The organism is Acinetobacter sp. LipI_19 (assembly GCF_058242925.1).
In genome coordinates this window covers 1-10,867 of the sequence record NZ_JBZAYK010000006.1, presented here as the reverse complement: position 1 = coordinate 10,867, position 10,867 = coordinate 1, and the positions used below count along the sequence as shown (strand labels likewise).

Sequence of the window (10,867 nt, the reverse complement as noted above, 5' to 3'; positions counted from 1 at the left end):
GTGTATTATGTTAATTTTAGAGAAATTTCATAATTCTGATTTTTTAGCTTAGGCCTTTAATGCAAAACTCTTATTCCTCTTTAGAAGAAATTTCATCTCTTGAATCTTTTGTGATAACGAGTCATATAAGTTCATATCATCATAAAATGATGTACGGTTTACCGAAAAATTTTAAAAAAATAGTTAAAAATGATAGTAATGAAGCCTTTAAAATTAATGCTAAGGCGTACCACTCCTCTGTTACAGGTAAATTTTTAACTCATAGATCATCTGCATTATTTGATGACATAGTTGATCATCCAGAAAAGTTAAAAATAGACTCTCAGTTTCTTCAAACTCTTAAATCACTAAAGCTATACCCAAATGATATTTTTCCCGAATGGAATCAGCATATTGAAATATATAATATTTTACGTATCTTGCAATCTTCTTTATTATTGGCGCACTTATTACCATGTTGGTTGAAGGCACTTATTTCAAAGAAGTAACCTATACCAGTTTACTTGCATTGTTTATTGTTGGATTAGGCATCTGTGCACAGAAGTTTAACTGGGGAAAGCATGCTCAAGATAAATCTGATAACACTCAGGCGGACTTGACCAACAATCTGTAATGTAAAACTAATGTCAGATTAAGCAAAATTCAACATACACTAAAACCAATGGCCTCCCAGTGAAAGCCATTGGTTTTTTAGGCTAAACTCAGCAATAAGTTCAATTTTTACTCAAATGTTAGCCACCGTTTTTATCTATCTTTCTGTATTCATATTCTAGAAAACTGTCAGCCTGTTTGATATTGCAGAACACTTTCAGAAAAGAATTTTGTATAGATTGCCGGCTCACTTTTAAGTGCTTTCACTATTCCCTTTATTCTAATAATTTTTATATAACATTTGAATAAAAAATCAAACGATTATCATTTACATATTTCGCTAGTCAGCTTATTATTTCACAAACTTACAAATTCTCCATATTTTCTTCATATTTCACCTATACATCATTTTAAGGATCTCTTGTGTTACTCCCTCATTTCAAAAAATCAGTCCTCACCCTCTGCTTATTTCCCTCCATACTTTATGCAGCCGATACATACCCTACTGTGACGCTTAACCCGATAACTGTGCAAGCCGAAGGCAACTGGTTAGATGAAGCCAATGCACAGAAAGTACTAAATCATGCTGGAGCGCGTACAGTCATTCAGCGTGATGAGTTGATTAACCGAGGCGCAACTTCTGTCAAAGAGGCTTTACGCACTGTGCCTGGTATTCAAGCTCCTGAAAATGCAGGAACAGCTGGGAGTGATGCATCGTTAAGCATCGGTGTCCGTGGTTTAACGTCACGGTTTTCACCACGCTCACAGGTACTCGTGGACGGTGTTCCACTTTCGTTTGCCCCTTATGGTCAATCACAACTCTCCTTAGCACCCACTAGCTTAGGCAATATTGAAAGCATCGACGTGGTGCGTGGCGCGGGCTCTGTTCGCTTTGGGCCACAAAATGTAGGCGGGATTATTAACTTTAACTCGCGTACAATTCCTGAAACCTTTGCTGGAACGGTAGACCTCACTACAGAAATTGCAGAAAACGGTCATGTAAAATTTAGCCCCAACTTATTTGTGGGTGGAACCTTAGACAACGGTTTAGGCTTAGCGCTGTTATATTCTGGCGTTAATGGAGAGGGTTTTCGCGATAAAAATGATGACTCTGACATCAACGATATTCGCTTAAAAGCAGCTTATACAATAGATGAATATGCAAAAATTGAAGCCAATCTACACCGCTACGATGCAGATGTAGATATGCCTGGAGGTTTAACCCCTGCTCAATTTGCTGAAAATCCATATCAGTCCTTGCGCAATCATGATTATATGAAAGGGCATCGTACTGACGGTTCAGTTAAATACAGCTATAAAAAAGATGACAATGCCTTTGAGCTTTTGGCCTATCACACTGACACCTTCCGTGATGCAGGAATGGAACGTAGTGGATCAAAACTGTACCAAACGGCGCCACGTAATTATAAAGTGACGGCAATCGAGCCGCGGTATTCGCATGCATACCAACTTGGGACTACTGAAAATGAAGTTTCTGTGGGCTATCGCTATCTACATGAAACTAGTGAAGAGGCGGTTAATCGTGCAAGCTATAACACGGTCACAGGCCCTACAAATGAATATGCTTGGACCAAAGCAGACGGGAAAACAGATGCACATGCATTGTTCATCGACAACCGCACAGATGTGGGTGCATGGTCTCTGATTCCTGGTGTTCGTTTTGAGAAAATCAAAACCACCGAAAATATGTACAAATTAAATAAAGATGCATCGGTACTCAACGGAGTACATGCTGAAAAATCCTATGATGCAGTATTACCAAGCTTTTCAGTCATGTATAAAGCCAATGATTTGTGGAATATTTTTGCAAACTACGGTAAATCTTTTGCACCACTACAATATAGCCAAATGGCTAATACCAATGCGTCAGGTGCCTATCTGACCATGCAAGGCTTGCAACCTGAAAAAGCCAATAATTATGAAATTGGTACACACTATTTAGACCCATATCTATCCCTAGAATTCACCCTGTTTTATATTGATTTTTCTGATGAATTAAAACGAGATGATGCAACTCAAACTTACTCAAATTTAGGTGCCACTGAACACAAAGGAGCCGAGTTCGGATTTAAATATAATCTCGGTGCAATCAGTGACGAACTCAGCGGTATTTCGCTATATGCCAATACCACTTACACCAAAGCAACCGCATCTGCTGGGGAAAACAAAGGACAAGATCTCGACTTTTATTCACAATTGGTCGGCAATGCTGGAATAGACTATAAAGTTGATCAATGGACACTAAACACTAATTTCTACGGTCAATCTGGTCAAACCGCATCGGGCACCCATGATGCTACTGGACGCTATGGCAACATTCCTGGTTATGGTTTAGTGGGTGTTCGGGCATCCTATGATTTTTCCAACACACAACTCAATGGTCTCAAAGTGGGCTTCGGTGTGAAGAACCTATTTGACCGTGAATACTACACTCGTTCAGCGGATCAAGTCGGTGGAATGTATGTAGGTGCGCCACAAACGTATTATCTACAAACCTCATTTGATTTCTAGACACTCAATTCTAGAAAAGCAAATATTCAGGCAGAGACACCTCTCATTCATCTTTGCAAAAGTGATGTCCTCGCCTGAAACAACTTTCCCTTTATTTCTAGACAGCACCAAAAGCTGAAATGGATACTCTATCTGATAAATGTCAGCCCCTCGGCATAAGCTGCTCAACTCAACCTACAACCTTCAAATCTAATAAAAGATACTAGGTGTTTAGTCCCAGATTTTAATGGTGCAATATTCTCAGATAAATGGAAGGAAGCACTATGGGACAAGTTCTACACAGCAGCGCCACAACGACACAGGCAGTGATGAGTTATTTACTGATTAAAGAGGTAAATAAACTTAAGGTGGCGTAAGTGTCATAAATTCAGTGCATTGTTTGAGAGAAAATATCAGAGCAAGGATAACAGCTCGGTATCATTCTATCTACCCTAACCATTTTGTAGAAGCTGCTTATTCAGCTAAGAAAGTTGTCAATTTGCATTCTAAAAAACTGTGCATTTAACATAATAGAGCTTATACGAAACGTGTTTTTAATATTACTTTAAGATCAGTATCTTATCGTTACTCATACCCTCTGGAACGTTCTCGTTCAACCGACTTGGAAACAAGTCGGTTTTTTTATGAACAGTTTTGATAGTTCTTGCCAATAAATCTGACTAAAAATTACGCTTTTCAGCTTGAGTGATACAATTTTGTGATACATTATTGTATATACAAATTTGAATGTTTTTTATGGAACAGTATTTCGAATGGGATGAGGCAAAGAATCGAAAGAATCAGAAAAAGCACGATGTCTCTTTCGAAACAGCAAGCCTTGTTTTTGATGATCCATTAAGGATCTCAATCCAAGACAGACATACCGATGGTGAAGAACGTTGGCAAACCATTGGAAAAGTAAAAGGCGTACTAATGCTCTTAGTAGCTCACACCATCTTTGATGAAGATGACTGTGAAATCATACGAATCATTAGTGCAAGACAAGTCACCAAAGCGGAGCGAGATAAATATGAGCATGGTTAGATACTCACGCAAAGAACTGAATGAAAAATTCAGCGACAAGCAAGATGCTGAAATTCAACGCTTGCTTGCTAAGGGAACGGTTCCTGACGATCAGCTAGATCTCTCAGATATGCCTGAAATTACCGACTGGAGCAATGCTGTACGCCATAATCAATTCTATCGCCCAGTGAAGCAACAAACTTCCATTCGTTTAGATGCTGATGTACTTGCATGGTTTAAAGCTCAAGGCAAAGGCTATCAAACACGAATGAATGAAATTTTGCGGGATGCTATGCTCAAAGAATTAAAAAATCATCAGTAAAAATGGGAGCTTAAGCTCCCATTTTTGACTTCGCATAAGGTGTATTATGTTAATTTTAGAAATTATTAAGAATAAGACTAACTTTTATACTTGGTTAATTCATTTAATCTACTTAAAGCAGGACCATAACTAGGCGCTCTTCTATACCAAAAAATTGCTTTTTGGATATCTTTTTCCGTTCCACAACCATCTTCGTATCTTGTTCCAACAAGATAATTAGCTTCTTGAGATCCCTGTTCTGCTACTTTTTCTAGCCAATATAATGATTTCATATAATCTTGTTCAGGATAAATACCATGGCTATACATATTGCTTAGCATCTTCTGAGATTCTATTAATTTTTTTTCCGCATTCGTCAAAAGGGCTTTATATAAATATTCTAAAAACTTGATCTGGTGCTCTTTACTATCAAAAAAGATGTCATCTTGTGTTGAAGTTAAAGATAACAATAAGTTATATGCTGCCATATGATAACTATTAAGAGCTTCAACGTACCAATAAGCACTTTTTTGACAGCTTTCTTCTGTTAAATCAAGATTCTTATAGTAGTTAGCAAGAATATACTGTGCTTCATTTTTTAAGTTATAAGTATCCGTTCCACAATCTACATCTTTTACATTAGTGGCAGCTTTTAAGTACCAATACAGAGATTTCTCAATATTTTTTTCAACTTTAATACCGCTAAAATACATTTCGCCTAACAAGAACTGAGAAAATAGCGATTCTGAATTTGCTCTTTCAGTCAAACTAGCTACAAATTTATTAGCATCATGAGGAGTAAGTTTATGCTCAATAAAATACTGAAAGAAAGACAATATATGCTGTTGAGGAATTTCACTTTTATATGAATTACAAAGGCTTGAAAATATTTCCAAGGATTTATCATAATCAATTGGAATAGCTTCTCCTAAACAATACATTTCAGCTAATCGAGATCTTGCTACTTTATGACCTTGTATAGTAGCCAAGCTATAGAATTGAAATGCTTTTTTAGGGTCTCTATTTGTTCCTGTATTGTACTGTTCTCCTAATCTAAAGTTAGTATATTCATCATTTTTAGAATTCTCAGTAGGTCCTTTAGTGTTAAATGAACAGGTCAATTTCCAAATGATATAAATGACTATTCCTACTATAACTCCCCAAATTAAAATCAAATTTACCCCCTATTTTTTTAGACATTAAAGCAATCATTTAAATAACAAATTATATAGCTTTCTAAAGATCCATTATTCCCTTTATACACCTGAAAACTTTCAATTTTTAGTAATAAAAAGAAGCTTTTCCAATTTTTAGATTCTTCAATAGCAGTACTACACTGTGGATCAATATCACGAACAAGATCTAACAAACTTAACAATAATATTTTTAAGCTATTGATCATCTGATTTACAGTTCTGGGATAAAAGTCAGCATGCCCTACTACGGGCTCTGGTATTCGCATAATACTATCGTGATGACCAATACGATTTCTAAATGACTTAATTCTATTTAATGTATCTAAGATACTTTTTAAATGATTTAAATCAAAACCTTTCGTAGAGTGGGGGAATATTTCTGTTAGATATGGAGTTATTAAGCTTCCTTGTTTCAACCATTCCAAACGTTTGAGTAGACTCACCCAAAAGCCAAAACTAACAGATGCAACCAGATCATCATGAGTGAACGAGGTTTTTCCTTTCTCGATATATTCACAAATTAGGTTTATAAAATTTTGTCTATCTTTTTTACTTAATTGAAATGATGAATGTAAATTATAGTTTCTAGCATCAGGATAAAAATCCTTTCCTTCCTGTTGGGTAGTAAACATATCTTGTTGAAGTTTATTAACTAAATTTTGTTGCTGACGACTGCCTACAATCCAATCATCCTGATTTGGATAACAATTCAAAGAGGCTATGGCTTTATGAATTTTACTGCGAAATATGACTTCAAAATCACATAAAATTAAAAATGCTTCAGCAGCTAAATCCTGATGCCATTGATAAACTCCTTGTATCTCACTTTCAGAATTAACATTAAAAAAAGTTTGATAAGTCTGTTTTCTAGGTATTGGAATAAGTAATGACATTAAGGTAAACGATTGCATTCAATTCGAAATTGCGTTAAATTGTACACGTTAAGTCTTATTAATTACGGTTGATAGGACAAAAAAATTGAGTAAAAAGCCCGCTTAATAGTGGGCTTTTTGCTGTCTGCATGATGCATTTAACATAAAATCTCTTATACGCAGCCCAGGTTAATCCTGGGCTTTTTGTTCAATCTGATCATTGGCCTCAAACATGCCAGGATTAGTAATCCGGATATTTTCCTGACAATTCCCACAAAGCATCAGCCCTGCAAAAAGCTGTACGTTTTCCCTTGAATCACAGAAAGCACACGGTTTAGAAAGTTGAATAATATTGCTCACGGCTTTTTCCCCGCAAAATAGTTCTTTTGGGCATATGCATTTCCCTTTATTTGCATTCCTCGGATGTCTTCTCGATCGACTTTTAGATGCATCAGCATCCCAATTTGAAACATATATATATGGCCAAAGTCTTCAAAGAATTTTTCATTTAAATAATTGGCTTCAGTAAACTTATCTAGGGAATAATTAATTTGCTTTTCAAAATCATTCACCAATGTTTCAATCCGACTGACCTGCCGTTCAATACTGGCCATTTGTAAATTACTGGTCAGTAAATCCCGTAAATAAGTTCCGAGTTTATCGCCCTTCAACTGAGCCAAACGCTCATATTCTTGTGCGACTTGATTGTCTAATCTGACGGCAACGGTTCGAGTACTGTTCATGAAAAACTCCTACAATTTGTTTTCAATCTAAGCACCTAATTTCTAAAAAGTAACTATCAAATATAAGTAAACACTGTGTTAAGTTTTAATGATTACAGGTTAAATATCTAATATAAAAAGAGAAATTCATATAAAAGCGTAAACAAAGGTGATTACAAGCTATCCTATTGTTTTGTAAGTAAATATTGCAATTTATCTGCAACAAAAAGTGTTTACAGCTAAGCCTATGAAATGCAATAAAAAACATGATAAAAGCGTAAACGCTTTCCAGACAGATGAAAAATCGCTGTATCCCTTATAGGGTAAGGCTTTGGAGTCTTTATCTTTAGATGCGTGGTGTGTGAACCAAAAATTGCCGGTATGTACCGGCTCCCAATCCATTTAATTGACTTAACTGACAGTAAAGATAGTGCTTGGCCAAAAGAGATCCTGACTATTGTGTGTCTAAGGGAAAAAATCTATAAGCGGAAACTCTAGCCTACAGATCAAAAATAAAACCCAAGTTGAAACGCTCTCAAATGCGATTTCAGCCACATTTTTACATAAGACATAGAATCGACTATTGAAATGAGTAATCAGGTCAAAAAACGCAAATGAGCGCCAAATAGAGACTATTTTTATTCTAATCGGGATGAATAGAGTGAGTGTCTACGAGCGAAGCACCAAAATTCGCACCTAGACTCTCTGAAAAACAGCTTTTTAGGCTGTGAAGCCTAAATAAGCGTAAATCACATGCAGAAAATTGAGTCTAGATCGAGCGTAGCGAGTAAAAAAGCTTTATGAGCGAAGCGAATTCCGAGTTGCTTTTGCTCTTGCCTTTGCTTTTTCTCAAAGTCACAACAGAATGATCCAAAAAATTGCCCCACGAATCGAGCGAAAGCGAGATTCAATAGAGTTTGAGCGTAGCGAAAACCAAGGGCAATTTTTCATTCCCAAGGCTTTTAATTATTTTTAAGTTTTTAAATGCTTTTAGAGATGCTGTAAGCCTTTATTTGCAATAGTTTAAGGGGTGATAAAGATAGGTTTAAGGGGTGATAAAGATAGGTTTAAGGGGTGATAAAGATAGGTTTAAGGGGTGATAAAGATAGGTTTAAGGGGTATTTGAATAGCTAGATTATTGACTATTTAAAATATATAACATATAACCTAGTTAAATGAATTAATAAGCTTCATATCATGACAAATAACAATAAATTAGTTGTTAAGGATAATGCTCTTATCGATGCCTCTTTCAACTTATCACTCATAGAGCAACGTATTATGCTCTTGGCCATAGTTGGAGCTAGAGAGTCTTCTAATCTCACATCTGATACACCAATAGAAGTATTCGTAAGTGACTACGTTCATCAATTTAAAGTAGATAGTAATAATGCCTATGGCTTGCTTAGAGAAGCAGCGAAAACTCTAAAAAGAAGGGAGTTTAGTTATTTAGATAGATATAAGGGCCAAGAAGCTCTTACTACAGCAAATTGGGTAAACAAAGTGACCTATGTAGATTCTAGTGGCCTTATCGTTTTATACCTTAGTAACGAAGTTATCAGCTTAATAAGCCGATTAAGCGAACAATTCACAAAATACCATATAGAACAAGTGTCTGACTTTAAGAGTAAATATAGCATCAGACTATATGAGCTATTAATTAAATGGTTGAATGTAGCAAAAACTGAGAAATATAGTATTAACGATCTTAGATCAAAATTAGGGCTGGATGCGACTGAATATTCAACTATGTCGAACTTTAAATCTAATGTCTTAGACAGAGCAATAAGTGAAATTAATAAACATACTAATATTACCGTTGACTATGACCAATTCAAGAAAGGGCGAGTTATCACAGATATCCAATTTAGAATTAAATCGAAAGATAAGCCATCTCAACAAGAATTAACAAAGGTATCCCAAACAGCATTCCACCAAATGACAGATGCTCAAATCAATATGTTTGGCAATCAGCTTTCACGATTGCCTGAATTTTCGAACTTAGCAAATGGTAATGAAAGCTATGAGAGCCTAGCAGCAAAAATCAAAGAAATGCTAAGAGATCCAATACAACAAAAGCAGTTTTTACCTCACCTAAAAAACCTTGGCTTTAAAGCTTGAGTGTATTAGAGAATACACATATTGTATTCTCCAATACGTTTTCAAAATACACAGCAATACACTATGAATACAGCTACAAAATACAGTGTTAGTGATGCTGCAACTCTGTATAAAAAATCCCGAGCGACAATCTATAAAGATATAAAAAACGGTGTATTAAGCCGTGACTATGACGGTTTTATAGATTTTTCAGAATTACTTCGCGTCTATGGTGAGCCTTTCGGAGCAAAACAGGCAAAACGTATTGATACGTCTTCAATACAAAATCAAAATACACCTGAATACACTGATAAAACAGTGGTAGAGCTGAAAAACCAAATCGACTTTCTAAAAAAACAGTTAGAAAAAGCCGAAGATCGTGAATCCAAGGCGAATGCTCGTATTGATACGCTTCTAACGCTCATTGAAATGAAGCCTCCCACGGCCAATATGACTACGTTTACCGATCAAGAACCGCTGCAACCAAGCATGGCCAAAACAGCTCCAGAACCGGACACAGCAGAAGCTAAACATGACGGATTGACTACTCCGGAAAAAACGGAAAATAAGCGTATTCCAGTGCCGGAACATGTTGAACCGGAGCAGCCGAAAAGAGGGTGGTTAAGCCGGTTTTTCTTGCCGAATGGCTAAGGGCATTATTCAACTGAGCTAATCAAAAGCGTGAAACATTGGTCAAAGAATAGGCGTGGAACGTGACAAATCATTAAAAAAGCCCGATCTGGAGGATACGGGCCAATCAAAATGATATATACCATTGATTAATAAAGACAATTATACAGCATTTCGTATAAGGTGTATTATGTTAATTTTAGAATAATTATAAAGTGTCCAACTTGGATGAGAATGGGTGTTCAAGTAAGTGTTGATTTTGCAATAAGATTAAAATTACGTTGTTTACACAAAATTTAAGAAATTTTATCTCCAATTCAACTAATATTAAATCTGTATTTAATCAAAGGTATTTTTAAAATGTTCCTAGATTGGCCAGAACATACAGCACATGTCAAAAAATCATTTGGATCTTTAGGAAAAACTCACCCTAAAATGCTTCAAGCTTATTTAGCACTTAATGATGCTGCTGCTGCCGAGGCATTAGATATCAAAACACGTGAATTAATATCTATAGCAGTGGCAATCACTACGCGTTGTGAAAGCTGTATTTCAGTGCATGCAGAAGCAGCAATGAAAGCTGGTGCAACAGAAAGCGAAGTAGCTGGTGCTTTAGCTACAGCAATTCATTTGAATGCAGGAGCTGCATATACATTTGCTTTACGAGCTTTAGAGGCATATGAAGCACAGAAATAATATCTTTATTAGGTATTGAAAAAGATAATTTGACTAGAAAAACTGCTACATAATTATTTGAAAAAATTTAATGTACAGTCTCAAAAATGGGAGTTCAACAAAACTCCCATTTTTTATTATTGAGTCAGTTCTTAGTCGATGTAATGAGAATTTAATATAATAGCAATTACATTAAATTTCTTTAATTATCATAAAGATAATATCATTTTTAAAATTTCGTATAAC

11 protein-coding genes and 1 pseudogene are annotated in these 10,867 nt (G+C 35.7%); 8 read left to right on the top strand and 4 right to left on the bottom strand.

Annotated features, from left to right (window positions below):
* Positions 1–59: 59 nt before the first annotated feature.
* From AC4CVF_RS22145 to AC4CVF_RS22125, 5 genes and pseudogenes are all read left to right on the top strand, one after another.
* Positions 60–488, top strand: coding sequence for a hypothetical protein (locus AC4CVF_RS22145; protein WP_002124576.1), 429 nt, complete (start codon positions 60–62; stop codon positions 486–488).
* Positions 407–613, top strand: a pseudogene (locus AC4CVF_RS22140) (GABA permease); the annotation flags it as partial. The gene AC4CVF_RS22145 and the pseudogene AC4CVF_RS22140, both read left to right, overlap by 82 nt.
* 401 nt (positions 614–1,014) lie before the next feature.
* On the top strand, positions 1,015–3,123 hold the full coding sequence (locus tag AC4CVF_RS22135) for a TonB-dependent receptor family protein (RefSeq protein WP_490789984.1): 2,109 nt from the start codon (positions 1,015–1,017) through the stop codon (positions 3,121–3,123).
* 735 nt (positions 3,124–3,858) lie between these two features.
* Entirely contained in the window at positions 3,859–4,146 is a 288-nt protein-coding gene (locus AC4CVF_RS22130; RefSeq protein ID WP_034707141.1) for a BrnT family toxin, read from the top strand.
* A complete protein-coding gene (locus tag AC4CVF_RS22125) occupies positions 4,133–4,447 on the top strand; it encodes a BrnA antitoxin family protein (protein ID WP_005098515.1) in 315 nt (104 codons plus the stop codon). The genes AC4CVF_RS22130 and AC4CVF_RS22125 overlap by 14 nt, the downstream gene beginning before the upstream one ends.
* A 77-nt stretch (positions 4,448–4,524) precedes the next feature.
* On the opposite strand, the gene AC4CVF_RS22120 is transcribed toward AC4CVF_RS22125, so the two are convergent.
* From AC4CVF_RS22120 to AC4CVF_RS22105, 4 genes are all read right to left on the bottom strand, one after another.
* On the bottom strand, positions 4,525–5,601 hold the full coding sequence (locus tag AC4CVF_RS22120; RefSeq protein WP_005401981.1) for a tetratricopeptide repeat protein: 1,077 nt from the start codon (positions 5,599–5,601) through the stop codon (positions 4,525–4,527).
* A 17-nt stretch (positions 5,602–5,618) separates the two neighbouring features.
* Positions 5,619–6,515 (bottom strand): Abi family protein, encoded by an 897-nt coding sequence (locus AC4CVF_RS22115; protein ID WP_155115843.1) that lies wholly within the window; start codon positions 6,513–6,515, stop codon positions 5,619–5,621.
* 168 nt (positions 6,516–6,683) lie between these two features.
* Entirely contained in the window at positions 6,684–6,854 is a 171-nt protein-coding gene (locus AC4CVF_RS22110; RefSeq protein WP_005804935.1) for a hypothetical protein, read from the bottom strand.
* The gene (locus AC4CVF_RS22105; RefSeq protein ID WP_490789983.1) at positions 6,851–7,237 is read right to left on the bottom strand and encodes a hypothetical protein; all 387 of its coding nucleotides are present in this window, start codon (positions 7,235–7,237) and stop codon (positions 6,851–6,853) included. Before AC4CVF_RS22105 ends, AC4CVF_RS22110 begins: the two co-directional genes overlap by 4 nt.
* A 1,176-nt stretch (positions 7,238–8,413) precedes the next feature.
* On the opposite strand from AC4CVF_RS22105, the gene repM reads away from it, so the two are divergent.
* From repM to AC4CVF_RS22090, 3 genes are all read left to right on the top strand, one after another.
* Positions 8,414–9,337: a replication initiation protein RepM gene (repM, locus tag AC4CVF_RS22100; protein WP_032066855.1), complete on the top strand. Its 924-nt coding sequence runs from the start codon at positions 8,414–8,416 to the stop codon at positions 9,335–9,337.
* A 63-nt stretch (positions 9,338–9,400) separates the two neighbouring features.
* Positions 9,401–9,967 (top strand): plasmid replication DNA-binding protein, encoded by a 567-nt coding sequence (locus AC4CVF_RS22095; protein ID WP_490789982.1) that lies wholly within the window; start codon positions 9,401–9,403, stop codon positions 9,965–9,967.
* 339 nt (positions 9,968–10,306) lie between these two features.
* A complete protein-coding gene (locus AC4CVF_RS22090; RefSeq protein ID WP_002125301.1) occupies positions 10,307–10,642 on the top strand; it encodes a carboxymuconolactone decarboxylase family protein in 336 nt (111 codons plus the stop codon).
* Positions 10,643–10,867 lie beyond the last annotated feature (225 nt).